The organism is Rhodoferax sp. GW822-FHT02D07, assembly GCF_058802405.1.
In genome coordinates this window covers 1-19,739 of the sequence record NZ_JBXAOD010000010.1, presented here as the reverse complement: position 1 = coordinate 19,739, position 19,739 = coordinate 1, and the positions used below count along the sequence as shown (strand labels likewise).

At 64.6% G+C, this 19,739-nt stretch carries 18 protein-coding genes; 9 read left to right on the top strand and 9 right to left on the bottom strand.

Annotation, left to right across the window (positions count from 1 at the left end; translation table 11 throughout):
* Positions 1-22: 22 nt before the first annotated feature.
* From AC1RNN_RS18650 to glmS, 5 genes are all read right to left on the bottom strand, one after another.
* Positions 23-1,468, bottom strand: a complete 1,446-nt coding sequence (locus tag AC1RNN_RS18650) for a DUF4139 domain-containing protein (RefSeq protein ID WP_493091105.1) — start codon at positions 1,466-1,468, stop codon at positions 23-25.
* Positions 1,469-1,610: 142 nt separating this feature from the next.
* Entirely contained in the window at positions 1,611-2,660 is a 1,050-nt protein-coding gene (locus tag AC1RNN_RS18645; protein WP_493091104.1) for an ABC transporter ATP-binding protein, read from the bottom strand.
* On the bottom strand, positions 2,657-4,198 hold the full coding sequence (locus AC1RNN_RS18640) for an ABC transporter permease (RefSeq protein WP_493091102.1): 1,542 nt from the start codon (positions 4,196-4,198) through the stop codon (positions 2,657-2,659). The genes AC1RNN_RS18645 and AC1RNN_RS18640 overlap by 4 nt, the downstream gene beginning before the upstream one ends.
* Before the next feature lie 34 nt (positions 4,199-4,232).
* Positions 4,233-5,255 (bottom strand): iron ABC transporter substrate-binding protein, encoded by a 1,023-nt coding sequence (locus tag AC1RNN_RS18635; RefSeq protein WP_493091100.1) that lies wholly within the window; start codon positions 5,253-5,255, stop codon positions 4,233-4,235.
* A gap of 97 nt (positions 5,256-5,352) precedes the next feature.
* Positions 5,353-7,248, bottom strand: a complete 1,896-nt coding sequence (gene glmS, locus AC1RNN_RS18630) for a glutamine--fructose-6-phosphate transaminase (isomerizing) (protein WP_493091098.1) — start codon at positions 7,246-7,248, stop codon at positions 5,353-5,355.
* 137 nt (positions 7,249-7,385) lie between these two features.
* Between glmS and AC1RNN_RS18625 the strand changes: the two genes are divergently transcribed.
* Positions 7,386-7,868 carry an Lrp/AsnC family transcriptional regulator gene (locus tag AC1RNN_RS18625; RefSeq protein WP_493091286.1) on the top strand — a complete coding sequence of 161 codons (483 nt, stop codon included), beginning with the start codon at positions 7,386-7,388 and terminating at the stop codon, positions 7,866-7,868.
* Here the strand turns inward: AC1RNN_RS18625 and AC1RNN_RS18620 are convergent.
* The gene (locus AC1RNN_RS18620) at positions 7,767-8,816 is read right to left on the bottom strand and encodes a LysR family transcriptional regulator (protein ID WP_493091096.1); all 1,050 of its coding nucleotides are present in this window, start codon (positions 8,814-8,816) and stop codon (positions 7,767-7,769) included. The two genes, AC1RNN_RS18625 and AC1RNN_RS18620, sit on opposite strands and share 102 nt — an antisense overlap.
* Positions 8,817-9,019: 203 nt before the next feature.
* Here AC1RNN_RS18620 and AC1RNN_RS18615 point away from each other — a divergent pair, with 203 nt between their 5' ends.
* On the top strand, positions 9,020-9,220 hold the full coding sequence (locus AC1RNN_RS18615) for a hypothetical protein (RefSeq protein ID WP_493091094.1): 201 nt from the start codon (positions 9,020-9,022) through the stop codon (positions 9,218-9,220).
* A gap of 34 nt (positions 9,221-9,254) precedes the next feature.
* On the opposite strand, the gene AC1RNN_RS18610 is transcribed toward AC1RNN_RS18615, so the two are convergent.
* Entirely contained in the window at positions 9,255-10,013 is a 759-nt protein-coding gene (locus tag AC1RNN_RS18610) for a sensor histidine kinase (protein WP_493091092.1), read from the bottom strand.
* A 20-nt stretch (positions 10,014-10,033) separates the two neighbouring features.
* The gene (gene glmU / locus AC1RNN_RS18605; protein ID WP_493091284.1) at positions 10,034-11,416 is read right to left on the bottom strand and encodes a bifunctional UDP-N-acetylglucosamine diphosphorylase/glucosamine-1-phosphate N-acetyltransferase GlmU; all 1,383 of its coding nucleotides are present in this window, start codon (positions 11,414-11,416) and stop codon (positions 10,034-10,036) included.
* Positions 11,417-11,575: 159 nt separating this feature from the next.
* Here glmU and AC1RNN_RS18600 point away from each other — a divergent pair, with 159 nt between their 5' ends.
* Together AC1RNN_RS18600 and AC1RNN_RS18595 are read left to right on the top strand one after the other, a co-directional pair.
* Positions 11,576-12,400, top strand: coding sequence for a DUF6279 family lipoprotein (locus AC1RNN_RS18600; RefSeq protein WP_493091091.1), 825 nt, complete (start codon positions 11,576-11,578; stop codon positions 12,398-12,400).
* An 8-nt stretch (positions 12,401-12,408) separates the two neighbouring features.
* Entirely contained in the window at positions 12,409-12,834 is a 426-nt protein-coding gene (locus AC1RNN_RS18595) for a TfoX/Sxy family protein (protein ID WP_493091089.1), read from the top strand.
* Here AC1RNN_RS18595 and AC1RNN_RS18590 read toward each other — a convergent pair.
* The gene (locus AC1RNN_RS18590) at positions 12,803-13,402 is read right to left on the bottom strand and encodes a 5-formyltetrahydrofolate cyclo-ligase (RefSeq protein WP_294769032.1); all 600 of its coding nucleotides are present in this window, start codon (positions 13,400-13,402) and stop codon (positions 12,803-12,805) included. The genes AC1RNN_RS18595 and AC1RNN_RS18590 overlap by 32 nt on opposite strands.
* Positions 13,403-13,411: 9 nt before the next feature.
* Between AC1RNN_RS18590 and AC1RNN_RS18585 the strand changes: the two genes are divergently transcribed.
* From AC1RNN_RS18585 to AC1RNN_RS18565, 5 genes are all read left to right on the top strand, one after another.
* Positions 13,412-15,424, top strand: coding sequence for a lytic transglycosylase domain-containing protein (locus AC1RNN_RS18585; protein ID WP_493091087.1), 2,013 nt, complete (start codon positions 13,412-13,414; stop codon positions 15,422-15,424).
* A 111-nt stretch (positions 15,425-15,535) separates the two neighbouring features.
* Positions 15,536-16,219 (top strand): glutathione S-transferase family protein, encoded by a 684-nt coding sequence (locus AC1RNN_RS18580; RefSeq protein WP_493091085.1) that lies wholly within the window; start codon positions 15,536-15,538, stop codon positions 16,217-16,219.
* A gap of 5 nt (positions 16,220-16,224) precedes the next feature.
* Positions 16,225-17,526 (top strand): multifunctional CCA addition/repair protein, encoded by a 1,302-nt coding sequence (locus tag AC1RNN_RS18575; RefSeq protein WP_493091083.1) that lies wholly within the window; start codon positions 16,225-16,227, stop codon positions 17,524-17,526.
* A 48-nt stretch (positions 17,527-17,574) separates the two neighbouring features.
* The gene (locus AC1RNN_RS18570; RefSeq protein WP_493091081.1) at positions 17,575-18,276 is read left to right on the top strand and encodes a response regulator transcription factor; all 702 of its coding nucleotides are present in this window, start codon (positions 17,575-17,577) and stop codon (positions 18,274-18,276) included.
* Positions 18,273-19,649, top strand: coding sequence for a sensor histidine kinase (locus tag AC1RNN_RS18565; protein ID WP_493091079.1), 1,377 nt, complete (start codon positions 18,273-18,275; stop codon positions 19,647-19,649). The genes AC1RNN_RS18570 and AC1RNN_RS18565 overlap by 4 nt, the downstream gene beginning before the upstream one ends.
* Positions 19,650-19,739 lie beyond the last annotated feature (90 nt).

Here is a 19,739-nt window from a genome sequence, read left to right as displayed (position 1 = left end):
TCCGGGCAGCCCCCGGACCTGGTCAATACCGCACCAGTGCGCGATAAGTCAAAACAGTACTGCCTTCAGCAGGGATATTGATCTTCCAGACTGCGGTATTGGAGGCACCCTTGGTGTAGGTGTGGCTGGCACTCAAAATCTGCCAGTCACCCGGCATGGGCTCCTGCACCGTCACGGTCACAGCTTCCTTCTTGGCGTTCTTCAGCACCAATTGGTAGGCGCTCTCGAACACATAGTTGTACTTGCCGGTCCCGCCCAGTTTCTTGAAATCGGTCTGCTTCTTGTCAGCCGTCACGTCAAAGGCCTCGCCCAGCTTGAGACGCACGGTCTCGTTCTTGGGCGTGTGGTCCATGCGGTCCTCGCCGATGAACTGCGCATTGCCCGCGCTGTCCTTCTTGTAGACGCGCACCACGCCCTTGGGCAGGGGCAGGCCCAGGCGTGCACTTTCCTTGTTGTCAAACTCCATGAACACGGCCACCTTGATCTTCTGGCCCAGCTCGCCGACCGCGCTCTGGTAGTAGTAGTCGTTGCCGCGCAGCAGCAGTTCCTTGCGCGCAGGCACACCGCTGGCCGTGAGCAGGGACACCTGCTTGGTCTGATTCTCGGCAATCGTGGTGGGGCGCGGCAGGGTATAGAGGTGGTATTCGAACAAACCTTCTTCGGCCATGTCGGTAGCGGCCTTGGCCATCATGGGCGCGGGCGCCGCCATGGGGCGTACACGCTGCTGCAGCTCGGGCTGCACTTGGTTCACATCACCGGCCACCAGTTGCAGACGCGCATTGCGGTAGGTGGCTCCGCTGGTGTTGGTCAGCGTGACCCAGCCCGACATGTCGAGCTTGTCATCACTGGCATTGAGCTCCACCACATAGTCTGCCTTCCAGCCCAGACCCGATGTCAGGTAGCTGAGCTCCACGTCCTGCTGGGGCGCTCCCTTGTTATCCAGGGCCATGACCAGTGTGGGGCGATCGCGCAGATTGGCAGGCACATCGCCAAACACCAAACGGCCGGGGATGCCCGTCTCAATGCGGTTGCCGATCTTGAGCACCACGCCCTCGTTGGCCGAGAGGACGGTGGCAACCTCACTGGTCTCCGCGCCCGTAGCGGGGTTGGTGCGCACCACGTTGACGGTCTGGCCCACGTACTTCTCCAGCATCTTCTGCGGTGTGAGCAAGTCGAAGTCGAAGTTCTGCTCCAACACACCAAAGCTGCCGGGTGCGCTCACGCTGCGCAGCAGCGCCGTCTCGGGCCGCAGATGGGCACTCACATCACGGAAGGCCAGCGCGAGACGGCCGTTGCCCAACTGCACGCGACGCTGGTCTTTAACCAGGGCCAGATTTTCGTTGTAGATAGTGACCGCGACCTCTTGCTGGTCGGCGAGGGTACTGCGCTGCTCGACAGACTGGGCCCACAAGGCAGGGACAGCAAGACTCAGGGCCGCGAGGGCAAAGGGGGCGGAGAAAGAACGCATGCGAAGGCTTTCTGAAAACGTTGGAAAGAAACCTGTGACTGGCACCAGCATAGCGCCGGCGTCTTACCCCAACGGAGCGCAAGGCCGCCTCGACGACCTTGTTGCACAGTGTTACTCTCCGCGACCCCGAAAGCCGCCGCACTCAGGCCGCAAAAACGTGGGCCTGGCCCGTCACGCCAATGGACACCGTGGCACCCACGCCAGGGGCGTGCAGGCCTGGCCCGCGCACCAGCAGGGGCGGCACCTCCCGGGCGTTCAGCAAGCGCACGGTGAGCTCGCTCACGGGACCACAGAAGTCGGCCTCCAGCACTTCGCCCAGGCAGTGATTGGCAGCTGGTGCCTGTACCTCAGCCAGTTGCAATTGCTCGGGCCGCAACATGATGTGCGCAGGGCCCTGGCGCTGGCCGTCATTGACGGCAATGCGCCCCAGGGCGCAATCCGCCCAACCGCCCGCCAGCTGAGCCGGCAGCACCACGGCTTCACCCAGGAAGTTGGCAGTGGCCGCATCCACCGGGCGCAGGTACAGATCCATGGGGCGCCCCACCTGGGCCAGACGGCCATCACGCATCACTGCCACCTGGTCAGCAAACGACAGTGCTTCCGCCTGGTCATGGGTCACCAGAATGGTGGTGATGCCTGCGGTCTGCAGCAGTTGGGCCACGGCCTTGCGCGTCGCGGCGCGCAGGCCGGTGTCGAGCGCGGAAAAGGGTTCGTCGAGCAGCATGAGGCGCGGCTGCAATGCGAGCGCACGCGCCAGCGCCACACGCTGTTGCTGCCCGCCCGAAAGCTCGTGCGGGCGGCGCTGCAACATGGCCGCATCCAGCGACACCATGTCCATCAGCTCGGCAATGCGCTGGCTGCGCTGGGGCAGATCCTTCGGCAAACCAAAGCCCACGTTATCGGCAATGCTCAGGTGCGGGAACAGTGCGCCGTCCTGCGGCACATAGCCAATGCCGCGCTGATGGGCCGGCACAATCTGCGGCCCCTCGGCCAGTACCTGTCCACCCAGCACCACGCGGCCAGCGTCCGGGGCCTCAAAGCCCGCAATGATGCGCAGCAGGGTCGTCTTCCCAGAACCGGACGGCCCCACGATGGCGGTGCGGCTGCCGGCGGGCACCTGCAGATCAACACCCGCGAGCGCGGCCACGGCACCATAGTTCTTGCGCACTGCGTGCAGGTCTAGAAGCGTCATCGTCCGGCTAACCGTCTGGATTGAATGTAGAGAAGCCATGTCAGGGGCAGCGAGAGCAACACCATGGTCAGGGCATAAGGCGCGGCACCCGCGTAGTCGATCTCGCTGGTGTGGGACCAAAAGGCGGTGGCCAGCGTCTGCGTGCCATTGGGTGACAGCAGCAAGGTGGCGGTGAGTTCATTGGTGATGGCAAGGAACACCATGGCCACGCCAGAGGCCGCGCCCGGCGCCGCCAGACGCATGGTGATTTGCCATAGCGCACGCGCAGGAGAGCGGCCCAGACTGCGCGCGGCCTGCTCCAGCTCCACCGGCGCCTGCGCAATGCCCGCACGCAGGCTGATGAGTGCGCGCGGCAAGAACAACAGGATATAGGCCAGCAGCACGGTGAACACCGTCTGGTACAAGGGCAGCGCCACCCGGACTGTAATGGTCACGAGGGCCAGCGCGACAACAATGCCCGGCAACGAGCCGGCCAGGTAATTGCAGCCTTCGACAATGCGCTGCATGCGTCCCGGCGCACGAATGGACAACCAGGCCATGGGAACCGCGAACAGCGTGGTCAGCACAGCCCCTACCAAGGCCAGGCCCAGGGTCTGCAACAGGGTGGGGCCCCATTCCGCAAGCTTCCAGACTTCGATGCCACCGGCCCACAGCCAGCGGCTCAGCGTCACCAGGGGCACACCGAGCGACAACAGGGCCGTGAAGGTCGGCAGGGCCAGACACAGCCAAGTCCAGCCGCCGAGACGCGCACGCGCAACCTGGCGTGCCGAGCCCGAACCCACGCGCGCATAGCGTTCGTTGCCACGCGTAGCCGACTCCAGCCCCAGCAAACCCAGACAGCACAGCACCAGCACACCAGCCAGCATGTTGGCTGCAGGCCCATTGAATGTCGACTGGAACTGGTCCACGATGGCGGTGGTGAAGGTATCGAAGCGGATGGTCACGAACAGGCCGTACTCGGCCAGCAGATGCAAACCCACCAACAAGGCGCCGCCCCAAATCGGCAGGCGCAATTGCGGCAGCACCACGCGGAAGAAGACCTGCCAGGGACTGCAGCCCAGCGAGGCCGCAGCGTCCTCCATGGCCGGATCGAGCCGGCGCAGGGACGCTGCCATGGGCAGATAGAGGAAAGGGAAATAGGCGACCACCGAGACCAGAACCCCTGCGCCCAGCCCATGCAGGCCAGGGAAAAGGCTGATCCAAGCATAGCTCTGCACAAAAGCCGGTACGGCCAGGGGCACTGTGGCCAGCCAAGACCACCAGCGCGCGCCGGGCAAATCACTGCGCTCCGTCAACCAGGCCAACACCAGCGCCAGCGCGATACACAAAGGCACGGTGAACGCCACCAGCATGGCCGTATTGACGAGCAGCTCGCCCACACGCGGACGGAACACCAGCGCGTAGACCGTGTCCCAACCCGTTTGCAGCCCCACCCACACCACAAACCCCAAAGGCAACAAGGCCGCCAGCGATACCAGCAAGGCGGCCAGGGCCACCCAAGACCAGCGGCGCGGCTGTGCGCTGCGAACCGCGGGCATGGGCAGATGATTGACTAGCGTAGTCAAGACAGACTCAGAGCAGGCCCGCCTGGGTCATGAGGTCAGACACCTTCTTGCTGTTCAGGCGCGAAGGCTCTACCTTGGGGGCTTGCAGATCGGCCAGCGGCACCAGGTTGCGCTGGGAGGCTGCGCCCACGCCCACGGCGTACTCAAACGAGTTGCCAGTGCGCAGGATTTCCTGGCCACCCTTGCCGGTGATCCACTTGAGGAAGGCTTGGGCTTCGGTCTTGTGCTTGCTGGAAGCCAGCACACCACCGCCGGAGATGCTCACAAAGGCACCGGGATCTTCATTGCGGAAATAGTGCAGACCGGTCTTCTCGCTGTTCTCGCCAGTCTTGGCCATGTCGCTGTAATGGTAGTAGTGGTAGATCAGCGCGGCATCCACCTGACCGGCATTCACCGCCTTCATGGCAATGCTGTTGCCCTTGAACGGCACCACGTTTTCCTTCATGCCCTTGAGCCAGGCCAGGGTGGCGGCTTCGCCCTTGAGCTCCAGCAAGGCGCTCACGATGGCCTGGAAGTCCGCGCCAGCAGGCGCAGCGCCCCAGCGGCCTTTCCACTCGGGGTTGGCCAGGTCCAGCATGGACTTGGGCAGTTGCGCTGGCGTGAACTTGGTCTTCTTGTAAACGAATACGGTGCTACGCGCAGCGATACCCACCCAGCGGCCATGGACCGTGCGGTAGCTGGGCTGCACTTGGGCCAGTGTGGCCGGGTCCAGCGGAGCGAACAGACCAGCGCCATCCACCAGTGCCATGGCGGGAGAGTTTTCAGTCAGGAACACATCGGCAGGCGATGCACCGCCCTCCTGCACCAACTGGTTACCCAGCTCGGTGTCACTGCCCTGACGCAAGGTGACCTTGATGCCGGTTTCCTTGGTGAAAGCATCGGCCCATGCCTGGGTCAGGCTGGCGTGCTGGGCGTTGTAGACCAGGATGCCTTCGTAGGCCGACTGGGCCGATGCCCCCATGGAAGCCAGTACAAGACCGGCGGCCAAGGAAATGGAACGCAACAGGAACGCGGAGCGGGAGATTTTCATGGAAAGCCTGGATAAAGGGGGAGATGTAACAACGCCAATCAGCGCAACTCAAATAAAAATAATTCGCATTTGAGATTCTACCCGCCTCACCCTGCCCTCACTCGACTGTCACGCTTTTTGCGAGATTGCGCGGCTTGTCCACATCCGTCCCACGCGCGCAGGCCGTGTGGTACGACAGCAGCTGCAGCGGCACCACATGCAACAGGGGCGAGAGCTCACCGTAGTGCTCGGGCATTCGGATCACATGCAGGCCTTCGCCGCTTTCGATGCGCGTATCGGCATCGGCCAACACATACAGCACACCGCCGCGGGCGCGCACCTCATGCAGATTGCTCTTGAGCTTCTCCAGTAGCGCGTCATTCGGCGCCACGGTCACCACCGGCATCTCGCTGGTCACCAGAGCCAACGGGCCATGCTTGAGTTCGCCCGCCGCATAGGCCTCTGCGTGGATGTAGGTGATCTCCTTGAGCTTGAGGGCCCCTTCCATGGCAATGGGGAAGTGCAGGCCACGGCCCAGGAAAAGCGCGTTTTCCTTCTTCGCAAAGTCATCCGCCCAGGCCATGATTTGTGGCTCAAGCGCCAGCACGGCCTGCAGCGCGGCCGGAAGGTGGCGCATGGCTTTCAGGTGGCGAGCTTCCTCTGCGTCGCTCAAACGACCCTTGGCCTGCGCCAGACACAAGGTCAGCAGAAACAGGCCAGCCAGTTGGGTGGTAAAGGCCTTGGTAGAGGCCACTCCGATCTCCACGCCAGCGCGCGTCACATAGGCCAGGCTGCATTCGCGCACCATGGCGCTGGTGGCCACGTTGCAGATGGTCAGCGTGTGGTGCATGCCCAGGCTCTTGGCGTGTCGCAGGGCCGCCAGGGTGTCGGCCGTCTCGCCGCTTTGTGTGATGGTGACGACCAGCGTGTTGGGATTGGGCACGGACTCGCGGTAGCGGTATTCGCTGGCCACTTCGACTTGGCATGGCACCTTGGCGATGCTTTCGATCCAGTACTTGGCCGCGCAACCGCTGTAGTAGCTGGTGCCGCAGGCCAGGATGAGCACCGAGTCGATCTGTGCAAACACGCGCGCCGCATTGCTACCGGGCGCATGGTTCATCTGCGCGTCGAACAGCTCGGGGACGATGCCCTCCACACCTTCCAGTGTGTCGGCAATGGCACGCGGTTGCTCGAAGATTTCCTTTTGCATGTAGTGGCGGTAAGGGCCCAACTCGGCTGCGCCGCTGTGCGCCAGCACGGTCTTGACCGGCCGCTGTGCTGGCGGGAGCGCCTTGTGCGCTTTGTCCACCAGCCAGTACTTGCCCAATTGCAGGTCCACCACATCGCCTTCTTCGAGGTAGACAATCTGGTCGGTCACGCCAGCCAAGGCCATGGCGTCGCTGGCCAGGAAGTGTTCCTGCCCATCCTTGCCCACACCCAGAATCAGCGGCGAGCCCGCACGCGCGCCCACCAGGCGTTGCGGCTCGTCCTTGCAGAACACGGCGATTGCATAGGCGCCATGCAGTTGCAGCACGGCGGCCTTCACCGCCTCGAACAGATCGCCGTCATAGAGGCTATCGATGAGGTGGGCGATGACCTCGGTATCGGTCTGGCTGTCGAACACATAGCCGCGCGCCTTGAGCGTGGCCCGCAGCTCGTCGTGGTTTTCGATGATGCCGTTGTGCACCAGCGCAATGCGGCCCGCGCGGTTGGCCGCATCAGCACCGGGGCCATGGCTGAAATGGGGATGGGCGTTGTGCACCACCGGTGCGCCATGGGTAGCCCAGCGGGTGTGGGCAATGCCCAGATGGCCTTGCACGCCCCCGCTGGCCACCTGCTCGATGAGCTCGGCCACACGGGAGGTGCTGCGCGCGCGGCGCAGGCCGGGCTGGCCGTCCTGCGCATAGACCGCCACGCCGCAAGAGTCATAACCACGGTACTCCAGGCGCTCCAAGCCCTGAACCAGAACCGGAACGATGTTGCGGGTCGATACCGCGCCTACGATGCCACACATAGCGAGCCTCCAAAAGGAATCAATGGGCTGCATGGTAGGCAGGGCACGAAAAAATATCAGATCATTTTTTACAAATAAATGGATATTTATTTCACAAAACTGCGATGATGGATTTTTATTCCATTAATCAACATATCGTGGAAGAAATATCACTTGATGCAGTAGACCTGCAATTGCTGGATGCGCTGCAACGCGATGCCAGCCTAAGCAACCAGGCCTTGGCCGAACTGGCCCACACGACGCCACCCACTTGCCTGCGCCGCGTCAAGCGACTGCGCGAAGCCGGGCTCATCGAACGGCAAATCACCCTGCTCAACCCCGAGCGCCTGGCCACCACCGTAGGCCACGGGCTCACCGCGATCGTGGAAATCACTTTAGACCGGCAGGACGCAGAGGCGCTGGAGCGGTTTGAGGACAAGGTGGCCCATGAAGCGGCCGTGCAGCAGTGCTACCGCGTCTCGCCCGGACCGGACTTCTGCCTCGTCGTGCATGCGCGGGACATGCCAGCCTACCAAGCGCTAACGCAGCGTCTTTTTACCGCTGACGCCAATGTGCGCAACGTCAAGGCCTTCTTCAGCATTCGCCGCAGCAAGTTCGGGGCTGAACTGGCGCTGGTATAGCATCGCCGACGTGCTGCAAGCCATGCCACAGGCATCCATGGCATTGGCCAGCTGGATGCGCGTTTGCTCGGCCAAGTAATCCAGAAACACCCGCGTGCGCCGCGGCAAAAACTGGCGACTGGGCAGCGCCGCATAAAGAAACAGCTGGCCCTTGACCCACGGCGGAATCACCCGCACCAACTCGCCACTGGCCAGGAAAGGGGCTACCAGCTCGACGGTGGCCGGGGCGATGCCGGCGCCGTCCAGGGTGGCACGTATCAGGGTTTCGATGTGGTTGGACCACAGCACAGGCGTCACGGGCACGTCCACCACGTCGTTCAAGTCCTCGGAATTCTTGAACCGCCACACACGGCTTCCCATGGTGCCGCCCTTGATACCCAGGCAATCATGTGCCGCCAAGTCTTCCGGGCGCTGCGGTATGCCTTTGCGCTGCAAATACGCCGGGGATGCAACAAACACCGCTTCGGTTGCAAGAATTTTGCGGGCAACCACGTCGCCGTCGTAGGCCTCGTCTGCGGTGAACAGCGTCACATCGTGGCCATCGATCGGAGGCTCCATGAACGACTCCACGTTCACGTGCAACACGATCTTGGGGTACTGCGCACGAAAACCCGCCACCAGCGGTGCCAGCACATAGGTGGCCAGCACCGGTGTGGCCAATACATGCAGCTCGCCCGACAGCTCCTGCGTGTGCTGGTTGGCCAGGATGTCGGCTTCGTCAATGTCCTGCAGGATGGCACGCACCCGGCCCAAGTAAGACTCCCCCGCCTCACTCAGCGAGATGCGGCGCGTGGAGCGGTGCAAGAGGCGGGTACCCAAGTGTTCTTCCAGATCCGCCACGAGGCGGGTCACCACTGCGGGTGACATATCCATGGCGCGCGCGGCCGCCGCAAAGCCGCCCTCGTCGATCACACGCTGGAAAACACGCATTGAAAGCAGTCGGTCCATAGGGCACCTCTGAGCGATATCAAGCCGGCATTATTGCCAAAACAGAAACATGCATGTGCTACGCATGCTGTTTATCTTCTGAATTAGAAATTTTACAGTTCATCCCATCGACGAGACGAATGAATTAAACGCCCCATCGATGCTGTTCAGACGGTGTGATGCCCGCCAGAGCGGATTTTCTAAACATTGAAAGGAACTTCATCATGACCAAGACATCTTTTGCCGCTATCGCTTTTGCTCTGACTTCCGTACTGGCTGGCCAAGCCATGGCCGCCGACCAAGCCGCCCCCACCACAGAACAAGTGGCCGTGGCTGCCAAGGCCGCTGACAAGGCTGCCGACACCAAGGCCAAGGCTTCCGCTGCCGACGCTTTCGCCGAATACGACAAGATCAAGAAGTGGTAAGTCCTGGCAACTGCCCTGCGGCAGTTCCCACACGCTACGCAGAGCCCGGCATGCCCGGGCTTTTTTCATGGGGAATCCACAAAATCACCGAGCAACCACCGGATGCCGAGGACTCCAGCCGGATATTTCCCCCCAGGCGCTGCAACGCCTGGGCAGCCCAAGCCAGCCCCGCCCCCAAGCCTGCAAAGGGCTTGGCCCCGTGCAGGCGGCCGAACATGCGCAGCGCCACCTCCGGCTGCGCGGCGCGGAAGCCGGCCCCGTTGTCGCGCACCGTCAGCCAGACCCCCTCGGCCGTCTCATCCAGCGTCAGCGCCACGGTCGCCGCTCCTGGCGGCAACTGGGCGGTGAACTTCCAGGCGTTGTCGAGCACCGCGTGCAGCGCCGAACGCAGCAGGCCAGCATCGGTTTGCAATGTGCGCGGAACGAAGGCCACGTCGCAGGTCAGCGCGCGCGGTGCATGGCGCAAGGCCAATTCCTCGCTCACTTCTGCCACCAGCGCGTCCAACGCCACCGGCGCCAGTACCACGGGCACCGTACCCAGCCGCGCCAGCTCGCGCAAGGCGTCCAGCATGGCACCCATGTGCTGGGCCGAATCCACCATGGTGCCCAGGAAACCCTGGTGCTCATCCTCCAGCTTGGGCCCAAGCTCTTCTTCCAACAAGCGCGCAAAGGACACGATGTGCCGTAGCGGTGCACGCAGGTCGTGCGATACCGATGACATGAACGCCTGCATCTCCTGCCGCACCTGGGCCAGTTCGGCTTCCAGCTGGGCTATGCGTTGTGCCTCCGTCATGCCATGCGCTCCACCGTGCCTCAGACCTTGGGCTTTTTGGCCGGGCGCGACCAGTTGGCAATGCTGACCTGCTTGCCGCGCGCCACGCTCAGGGCGCCGGGCTCGGTGCTCTTGGTGATGGTGGAGCCGCCGCCCACAGTGCCCCCCGCGCCAATGGTGACGGGCGCCACCAGCACGCAGTTGCTGCCCACATGCACATCGGCCTCGATGACGGTGCGGTGTTTGTTGGCGCCGTCGTAGTTGGCGGTGATGCTGCCCGCGCCGTAGTTGACACGCTCGCCCACCGTGGCGTCGCCCAAGTAGGCCAGATGGTTGGCCTTGGCACCGGCCGCCAGCGTGGAATTCTTGACTTCCACAAAGTTGCCGATATGCACCTCGGCTCCCAGACGCGCGCCGGGCCGCAGGCGTGCAAACGGGCCGATCAAGGCACCTGCGCCCACGGTAACGCCCAGCTTCTCGCCATCAATATGGGTAAACGGATGGATCACGGCGCCCGCCTCGATCACGGCATTCGCAATCACACAGTTCGCCCCGATGCGCACGCTCTCGCCCAGACTCACCTGGCCTTCGAACACGCAGTTCACGTCGATAGATACATCGTGCGCGCACAGCAGGTCACCGCGCACATCGATGCGCGCCGGGTCGGCCAGACGCACGCCTTCTTCCATGAGGCGGTGCGCCTCGCGCCGCTGATAGGCGCGCTCCAGCTCGGCCAGTTGCACCGGGCTGTTGACGCCAGCCACTTGCACCGCATCGTCAATCTTGTGGGCCACCACGCCCACGCCATCGGCCACGGCGAACTTCACCACGTCGGTCAGGTAGTACTCTTTCTGGGCGTTCTGGTTGTCCAGGCGCGCCAGCCAGCGTTTGAGCTGGGCGGCCGGCACCGCCATGATGCCGCTGTAGATCTCGGTAATCTGGCGCTGCGCCTCGGTGGCATCCTTGTGCTCCACGATAGCTTGCACGGCGCCATCTGTGGCGCGCACGATGCGGCCATAGCCGGCCGGGTTGGCCTGCTCCAGCGTCAGCAAGGCCAGTTTGTCGCCACCAGAGGCGCTGATCAGATGAAACAGCGTGTCGGCCTGGGTCAGCGGCACGTCACCCGACAGCACCACCACGATGCCGTCGTCGGCCAGCGCTGGCACCGCCTGCTGTACCGCGTGGCCGGTTCCCAGCTGCGGCTCCTGGCGCACGAACTCCAATGAAAAATCAGCTGCAGCCCCCGTAAATGCTGCGCAAGCTGCTTCTACTTCTGTAGCACCATGACCGGTGATCACCACCACCTGGCGCGCGCGCAGGGCGGCTGCGGTGTCCAGTACATGGCCCAGCAAGGGGCGCCCGGCCAGCGCGTGCAAGACCTTGGGCGTCTTGCTCTTCATGCGCGTGCCTTTGCCCGCCGCCATAATGACCACATCCACCACCGGGTACGTCCCTGCGTGCCCCTGAACCTGAAAACTCGACGTCACGTGCTTGCCCTCGCGCAAATTGCTACTGATCCAAGAGGGCCGCAACACGGGCGAAACCGCCTGGGCCCCTGGTGCGCCATTATCGGCCTGCTGCTCGTGCTTCTGGGCCTGGGCGGTTGCAGCGCCGTGCGCCTGGGCTATAACAATGCGCCCGACCTGGCCTACTGGTGGCTGGACGGCTATTTCGACTTCGACGGCTCGCAGTCCACCCGCCTGCGCAATGACCTGCACACCCTGCAGGACTGGCACCGCAAAGAAGAGCTGCCCGGACTGGCCACCATGCTCAAGGACCTGCAAGCCGCCGCGCTGCAGGACGTGACCCCGGCCCAGGTCTGCCAGCTCGCCAGCTACCTGGAAGAACGCCTGCAAACTGTGCTGGACCGCGCGGTCCCCACGGCCGTGGCGCTGGGGCCGCTACTCAGCAATGCCCAGCTGGACCACCTGGCCCGCGCGCTGGACAAGCGCAACCGCGAGTGGCGCGAAGAATGGCTGGACGGCACACCGACCGAACGCAACGAACGCCGCATGAAGAAGCTGGTGGAGCGCGCCGAAGGCTTCTATGGCCGCCTCACAGAGCCGCAACGCCAGCAACTGCAAGTCCAGATGGACCAATCCGCGTTTGATCCGGCGGTGCAATACCGTGAGGTGCTGCGCCGCCAGCAGGACGCGCTGCAGACCCTGCGCGGCCTGCGCGCCGGCAACACCAGCGAAATCCACATCCAGGCCGAGGTGCGTGCCCTGGTAGCGCGCAGCCAGCAGCCGGCCGACCCGGCGTTCAGCCAGTACACCGAACGTGTGCGCAGCCAGGCCTGCGCCGCCACTGCCACCTTTCACAACCGCACCAGCCCCGCACAACGCCAGCGCCTGCAGACCACCCTGGCAGGGTATGAAGCCGATGCGCGGGCCCTGCTCGCCCGCTAAGGACACCCATGGCCGGAATTGACGCCTCGTTTGCCGACTACTGCTGTGAACTGCTGCAGGGCTTGGGCCCCTGTGTGGCCAAACGCATGTTTGGCGGCTGGGGCATCAGCGTGGAAGGGCTCACCGTGGCCATCCTTGCCGACCTGGGCGGGGGTGACACGCTATGGCTCAAGGCCAATGAAGAAACGGCCCCACGTTTTCTGGCTGCGGGCTGCGAGCGTTTCAGTTACGGCTCCAAGACAGGGACGCGCGGCATCAACTACTACAGCGCTCCGGCCGATGCCATGGAATCGCCTGCGCTGATGCTGCCCTGGGGAAGGCTGGCACTGGAAGCCGCCTTGCAAGCCAGAAAACCTGCGCCTGCGAAGAAAGCAGCGACCAAAAAGACCTCCGCAAAAAAAACTACACCGGCCAAACGACCCCGTGGTCGTTGAGGATGGCGTCCAAGGGGACGTCATGGGGTTCAGGCTCCAGATCGTCGACAAACCCGGTCCCAAACCCCAGCCCCACGGTGAACGGCTTGGGGCTCAGGCTGCCCAGCATGCGGTCGTAAAAGCCGCCGCCGTAGCCCAGGCGGTACCCACCGGGGCCGTAACCCACGCAGGGCACGAAGAGCAACGTGGGCACGATGAGTTCGGTGTCCTTGGGCTTGGGGATGCCATAGGCGTCTTCTTCCATGGGGCAGCCGGGGTACCAGGCGTGGAAGGTCATGGTCTTGTGTTCGCGGTTCACCACGGGCAGACCGATACGACGCGGTTGCGGCTGGTCGATCAGCTCGCCATCTTCCTTCCAGCGGTGCAGCGCGGGCAGCGGGTCGAACTCGCCCTTGATGGGCCAGTAGGCGCCAATCACCGTGTCCGGGCGCCCCACCAGCCAGATGCGCATGACGCGCTGCAGAAGTTCTGCGCGCTGTAGGCGGTCCGACAGGTTCAGGCGTTGTTCAAGGAGTGCCTTGCGCAAGGCTTTCTTGTGTGCGGCTTTGCTTTCGTCCGAGTTGTCCATAATCCCCACATGCAGTTTTCAGCCATTCTGACATCCCTCGCCCTCGCGGGCTGCGCGGTGTCCGCCTTTGCCGCTCCGGCCAGCACCCAGGGGCGCGACGCAGCGCGTGAATCCGCCCGCTCCGACGACACCATTCTCGACATGGCGCAGGCCTACAAGCTGCGCGACCGCAAACGCCTGGCAACCTTGCTGCCCCAGGTGCGCGGCCACCTGCTGGAACCCTGGGCCGCCTACTGGGAACTCTCGGCCCGGCTGGACGACGCCAGCAACGCCGACATCCAGGATTTCATGACCCGCTTCAGCGGCACCTACCAGGAAGACCGCTTGCGGGCCGAATGGCTGCAGCAACTGGGCCGCCGGGGCGACTGGACCAGCTTCCTGCGCGATCTGCCGGCCTACCGCATGAACGATGACCGCGCGGTGCGTTGCTACGGCCTGCTGGCCGACTACACCACCCAAGGCAATGATGTCACCAACGCCGTGCAGGACAACTGGCTCGGACTGAAAGACGCCGACGAGGCCTGCGCCAGCGCGGCCAGCCAGCTCATCAAGGACAAAAAACTTAGCGCCCATACCGCCTGGTTGCGCGCGCGCTTGGGGATGGAAAACGACAAGCTGCGCATTGCCACCCAGGCCGTGGCCATGCTGGACCCGGACTGGGTCAAGACCGTCAACACCATCTACCTGACGCCGGCCAAGTACCTCAATGAAAAAATGACCGCGCTGCGCCCGCAGACGCGCGAATTCGTGTCTCTGGCCATGATCCGCATGGCCTACCTCGACCCGGTGATGGCGGCAGAAGAGGTGGACAAGCTTCGCTGGAAAGCCCAGCTCACGCAGGAAGAGCGCAGCTGGGTCTGGGGCGTGATCGGCAAACGGCTGGCGCAGCGCCTGTCCGACGACGCGCTGGGCTACTTTGCCAAGGGGCAACTGGCCCAGATGCATGAGGACCACCTGATCTGGGCCACGCGCGCCGCCCTGCGCGCCGGGCGCTGGAACGTGGTGCAGGACGCCATTGCCGCCATGCCCGAGGCCACGCGCAACGACCCCGCCTGGATCTATTGGCGCGCCCGCGCCCAGCTGGCCCGCGCCAGCACCGACGCCGCCCGCGCCGAGGCCACACGCGCGCTGGAGGGTATCGCCGGCATCAAGGGCTTCTACGAAATGCTGGCGCTGGAAGACCTGGGCCGCAAGGTCACCCTGCCCGCCAAGCCCCTGCCCCTGACGCCTGAAGAAAAAGACCAGGCACGCACCAACCCCGGCCTGGCCCGCGCCCTGTATGCCGTGCAGTTGGGCCTGCGCTCCGAAGGCGTGCGTGAGTGGAACTACACCACCAACCTGCACACCCGGGGCGGCATGGACGACCGCAGCCTGCTGGCGGCGGCCGACCTGGCCTGCAAAAACGAGGTCTGGGACCGCTGCATCAACACCAGCGAACGCACCCGCACCGTGGTGGACCTGGACCAGCGCTTCCCCATGCCCTTCAAATCCGCCGTGCTGGCCCGCACCCAGAGCATCGGGCTGGAGGCCGCCTACGTGTACGGCCTGATCCGCCAGGAAAGCCGCTTCATCATGGACGCCAAGTCCGGCGTGGGCGCTTCCGGCCTCATGCAGGTCATGCCCGCCACGGCGCGCTGGACAGCCAAGAAGATCGGCCTGTCCGACTTCCAGGCGCACCAAATCACTGACCGCGACACCAACATCGCCATCGGCACCGGCTACCTCAAGCTGGTGCTCGACAGCTTTGGCGGCTCGCAAGCCATGGCCGCTGCTGCTTACAACGCCGGCCCCGGCCGCCCGCGCCTGTGGCGCGGCCAGGCCGGCGCGCCCACCGTGGAAGCCGCCATCTGGGCCGAAAACGTGCCCTTCTCGGAAACGCGCGACTACGTGAAAAAAGTGCTGGCCAACACCACGCTCTACGCCGCGCTGATCACCGGCCAGCCCCAATCCCTCAAGGCCCGCCTGGGCACCGTAGGTCCGCGCGACGCCAGCACCCCCGAAGCCGGGCTGGACCTGCCCTGAGCCCAACGGGGCACCGTTCATGGCGGCGCGCATCAAAAAGGCCTGCGTATTTCATCAATGCGCAGTGCCTTGAGCCGCTAGGATGTCCCTCCCTCCATTCACAGGTGCACCATGCTCAAGCTCTACATCGGCAACAAGAACTACTCCTCCTGGTCCATGCGGCCCTGGGTGCTGCTCAAGCAGGCCGGCATTGACTTCGAAGAGGTCATGGTCCGCTTTGACTCCTTCGACAGCAACTCACAGTTCAAGGCGACGCTGGGCCCGCTGACCCCGACGGGCAAGGTGCCACTGCTGGTGGATGGCAGCTTGGCTGTGTGGGATACGCTGGCCATTGCGGAGTACGTGGCGGAGCAGTTTTCCGGTACCCCGCTGTGGCCCCAGGACAAGGCAGCCCGTGCCCGGGCGCGCAGCATCTGCGCCGAGATGCATGCCGGCTTCACAGCCCTGCGCAGCGCCTGCCCCATGAACATCGAGGCCGACCTGTCTGCTGCAGGTGCACTGATCTGGCGTGACAAACCCGCGGTGCGCGCCGATGTGGCCCGCCTGGTGTCCATGTGGGAAGGCCTGATCGCGCAGTACGGTGGGCCGTTGCTGTTTGGCGGCTTCAGTGTGGCCGACGCCTACTTCGCCCCGGTCTGCACCCGCATCAAGACCTACGGTCTGCCCTTGCCCGCGGTCGCCCAGGCGTATGTGGATCGCGTATTGGCACTGCCCGGCGTACAAGCTTGGGTGAACGATGCGCTGGCCGAAAAGGATTTCCTCGATTTCGAGGAGCCCTACCGCCTGCAACGCTAAGCCCCATGTCCGAAGCGCGCACAACCCTGCCCCCACCCGGCCAGACCTACCTGGTGGGCGGCGCCGTGCGCGATGCGCTCCTGGGCCTGCCGGTGCAGGACCGGGACTGGGTGGTGGTGGGCACCACGCCACAGGCCATGCTGGACGCCGGCTTTACCGCCGTGGGGCGCGACTTTCCCGTCTTCCTGCACCCGCAGACGCACGAGGAATACGCCCTGGCCCGCACCGAGCGCAAGACGGCGCCCGGCTACCGCGGCTTTGACGTGCATGCCGACCCCGGCGTGACGCTGGAAGACGACCTGGCCCGGCGCGACCTTACTATCAATTCAATAGCTGCTCGCGCAGATTCCACGGGGGCTACAGGTCAATTTGACTTGAATTCCGTGGTAGACCCCTATGGCGGCCGGGCGGACATAGCCCGGCGCGTGCTGCGCCATGTCACCCCCGCCTTCCGCGAAGACCCGGTGCGCATCCTGCGCCTGGCGCGCTTTGCCGCCCGCTTCACCGACTTCACCGTCGCCCCAGAAACCACGGCCCTGATGCAGGCCATGGTGGACGCCGGCGAGGTGGACCACCTGGTGGCAGAGCGCGTCTGGCAGGAGCTAGCCAAGGGCCTGATGGAGGCCCAGCCCTCGCGCATGTTCGAGGTGCTGCGCAGTTGCGGCGCCCTGGCGCGGCTGTTGCCCGAGTTGGACCGGCTCTGGGGCGTGCCCCAAAGCCCGCAGCATCACCCCGAGGTGGACACCGGCGTGCACGTGATGCTGGTGCTGGACCGCGCGGCCCAGCTGGGTGCGCCGCTGGCCGTGCGCTTTGCCTGCCTGGGCCACGACTTGGGCAAAGGCACGACGCTGGCGGACGTGTTGCCGCGCCACATCGGCCACGAGGAGCGCAGCGTGCGCCTGCTCAAAACCGTGTGTCAGCGCCTGCGCGTGCCAACCGATTGCGCCGAGCTGGCCGAAGTCGTGGCGCGCGAGCACGGCAACATCCACCGCTCCGGCACGCTCAACGCCGCAGCCCTGATGCGCCTGCTGGAGCGCTGCGACGCCCTGCGCAAGCCGCAACGCTTTGCCCAGGCCCTGCAGGCCTGCCAGTGCGACGCACAAGGCCGGCTGGGCATGACCGACACGCCCTACCCGCAGGCTGCCCGCTTGGCCCAGGCGCTGGAGCTGGCATTGGCAGTTGCTACAGAATCCGTAGCTTCTCGCGCAATATCCATGGGGGCCACAGGCCCAAATATTGGTCAATTCATCCACAAGGCGCGAGCCCAAGCCATTGCCGCCGGACTGGCCGAAACGCCCCAGACCTGAGGGTTGTTCCGCTCAGCCTGACCCAGCCTGCCTTGGTATGCTCAGACCATGGCCCATTTACTGATTGTTGAAGACGATGAATTGCTGCGCGACGGCCTGTGCGCGCAGTTGGTCCATGCGGGCCACAGCGTGAGCAGCGCCAGCGACGGCGCGCAGGCCCAGAACCTGCTGGAAAGCACCCGCTTTGACGGCGTAGTGCTGGACCTGGGCCTGCCTGTGCTCGACGGTGTGGGCGTGCTGCACTGGATACGTCAGCGCCTCACCGCGCTGCCCGTGCTCATCCTCACCGCCCGCGATGGCGTGGAAGACCGGGTGCAGGGTCTCAACGCCGGCGCTGACGACTACCTCACCAAGCCCTTCAACATGGCCGAGCTGCTGGCCCGCCTGCAGGCCATGCTGCGCCGCTCGCGACTGCCGGCCTTCGGCGGTTCACTGGAGGTACAGGGCCATATCAGCAAGAGCCTGCGCCTGGACCCGCAACTGCCGCTGGCCTGGCTCAACGAGGAGCCGATGGACCTGACGCAGCGCGAGTGGTCGCTGCTCTCCCTGCTGGTCAACAACATGGGCCAGGTGGTCGGTCGCGAGGACGTGCTGGCCGTCTGGCAAACCCAGCCGCAGGACGGCGGCGCCGTGGGCTCCAACGCGCTGGAGGTGTATGTGCACCGCCTGCGCCGCAAACTGACTGACAGCGGGCTCAACATCCGCAACGTGCGCGGGCTGGGCTACATGCTGGAAACTGAAGCACCGTGAGTGCGGCATCGCGCTTCTCGCTCAAGCGCCAGTTGCTGGTCTGGCTGCTGCTGCCACAGCTGGTGCTGTGGCTCATGGGCGGGGTGCTGGCCTTCCGCGTGGCACTAACCTACGCCGAAAAAACCATCGACCAATCGCTCACCCAGTCGGTGCGCTCGCTGGCGCGGCAGGTCAAGCCGCTGGGCTCGGGGCTGCTGATCGACTTCCCGCGCGCTGCGCAAGACATCATCGAGCAGGACCCCAATGACCGCGTGGCCTACATGCTGTCATCTCCACCCGGCAGCTTCCTCATGGGCAACAACAAGCTGCCCGGCCCGCCCAGCAATCTGCCCATTCCCGAGAACGAGACCGTGCTGTTTGAGGCCGTGATCGAGGGCAAGCCCATGCGCGTGGCCTCTATCGACCTGAGCTTTGGCGACGGCTTTACCGAGCAGCGCATGCGCGTGCAGGTGGCCAAGAGCCTGGCCGTGCAGCAGCGCATTGCCCGCGAGCTGGTGCGCGACGTGCTGTTCCCGCTGCTGATCCTGGGCGCCGTGCTCAGCGTGCTGGTGTACGAAGGCATACGCCGCGGCCTGGCGCCACTGGAGCGGCTGGAGGCCCAACTCGCCCACCGCGCCACCGCATCACTCTCCCCTATCGAGATGACGCAGGCGCCCGAAGAAGTGCACTCGCTGGCCAACGCCGTGAACCAGTTGCTCACCACTCTGCGCCGCAGCCTGGGGCAGGAGAAGCGCTTCCTCAACGACGCCGCCCACCAGCTGCGTACGCCGCTGGCCGGCCTCATCAGCCAGACCGAACTGGCCATGCAGGAGACCGAGCCCGAAGCCCTGCAGAAACGCCTGCAGAAGGTGCACACCGGTGCACAGCGCAGTGCCCACTTGGTGCACCAGCTGCTGTCCCTCGCGCGCACCGAGGCAGACATCCTGCGCAGCCCACTCGACGTGGCTGCGCTCGCGCGCGAGGTGGCTCGCGAATGGACACCGCGCGCCGTGGCGGCGGGCGTGGACCTGGGCTACGAAGGCGAAGATAGCCTCACCATCCCCGGCGACAAGCTGCTGCTGCGCGAGGTGCTCAGCAACCTCATCGACAACGCCCTGCGCTACGCGGGCAAGGGCGTCAACGTGACCCTGCGCACCGAGGTGCGTGACGGCTTTTGCATCCTGGAAGTGGAAGACAACGGCCCCGGCCTGTCCACCGAACACCTGGAACGCGTGTTTGAGCGCTTCTGGCGCGCCAGTGAACTGCCGGGCGGCTGTGGATTGGGCCTGTCCATCGTGGCGGAAATCGCGATGCGGCATCGAGGTACGGCTACTGCGCGGACAACGCTGCCGCATGGGTTGACGATCAGTTTGCAGTTGCCGTTGCAAGGGTGATAACTGACCGGTTTGCGGGGCGGATTCAACCGGTCGCTGCAACACCTTAAATTCTGCATGAGCGGAAGGAGTGTTGCCAATGAAATACAG

Bases quoted from the DNA above. Each gene is read 5' to 3' on its own strand.
- AC1RNN_RS18650 (WP_493091105.1), bottom strand. From the start codon at position 1,468: ATGCGTTCTTTCTCCGCCCCCTTTGCCCTCGCGGCCCTGAGTCTTGCT.
- AC1RNN_RS18645 (WP_493091104.1), bottom strand. From the start codon at position 2,660: ATGACGCTTCTAGACCTGCACGCAGTGCGCAAGAACTATGGTGCCGTG.
- AC1RNN_RS18640 (WP_493091102.1), bottom strand. From the start codon at position 4,198: ATGCCCGCGGTTCGCAGCGCACAGCCGCGCCGCTGGTCTTGGGTGGCC.
- AC1RNN_RS18635 (WP_493091100.1), bottom strand. From the start codon at position 5,255: ATGAAAATCTCCCGCTCCGCGTTCCTGTTGCGTTCCATTTCCTTGGCC.
- glmS (WP_493091098.1), bottom strand. From the start codon at position 7,248: ATGTGTGGCATCGTAGGCGCGGTATCGACCCGCAACATCGTTCCGGTT.
- AC1RNN_RS18620 (WP_493091096.1), bottom strand. From the start codon at position 8,816: ATGGACCGACTGCTTTCAATGCGTGTTTTCCAGCGTGTGATCGACGAG.
- AC1RNN_RS18615 (WP_493091094.1), top strand. From the start codon at position 9,020: ATGACCAAGACATCTTTTGCCGCTATCGCTTTTGCTCTGACTTCCGTA.
- AC1RNN_RS18610 (WP_493091092.1), bottom strand. From the start codon at position 10,013: ATGACGGAGGCACAACGCATAGCCCAGCTGGAAGCCGAACTGGCCCAG.
- glmU (WP_493091284.1), bottom strand. From the start codon at position 11,416: ATGGCGGCGGGCAAAGGCACGCGCATGAAGAGCAAGACGCCCAAGGTC.
- AC1RNN_RS18595 (WP_493091089.1), top strand. From the start codon at position 12,409: ATGGCCGGAATTGACGCCTCGTTTGCCGACTACTGCTGTGAACTGCTG.
- AC1RNN_RS18590 (WP_294769032.1), bottom strand. From the start codon at position 13,402: ATGGACAACTCGGACGAAAGCAAAGCCGCACACAAGAAAGCCTTGCGC.
- AC1RNN_RS18585 (WP_493091087.1), top strand. From the start codon at position 13,412: ATGCAGTTTTCAGCCATTCTGACATCCCTCGCCCTCGCGGGCTGCGCG.
- AC1RNN_RS18580 (WP_493091085.1), top strand. From the start codon at position 15,536: ATGCTCAAGCTCTACATCGGCAACAAGAACTACTCCTCCTGGTCCATG.
- AC1RNN_RS18575 (WP_493091083.1), top strand. From the start codon at position 16,225: ATGTCCGAAGCGCGCACAACCCTGCCCCCACCCGGCCAGACCTACCTG.
- AC1RNN_RS18570 (WP_493091081.1), top strand. From the start codon at position 17,575: ATGGCCCATTTACTGATTGTTGAAGACGATGAATTGCTGCGCGACGGC.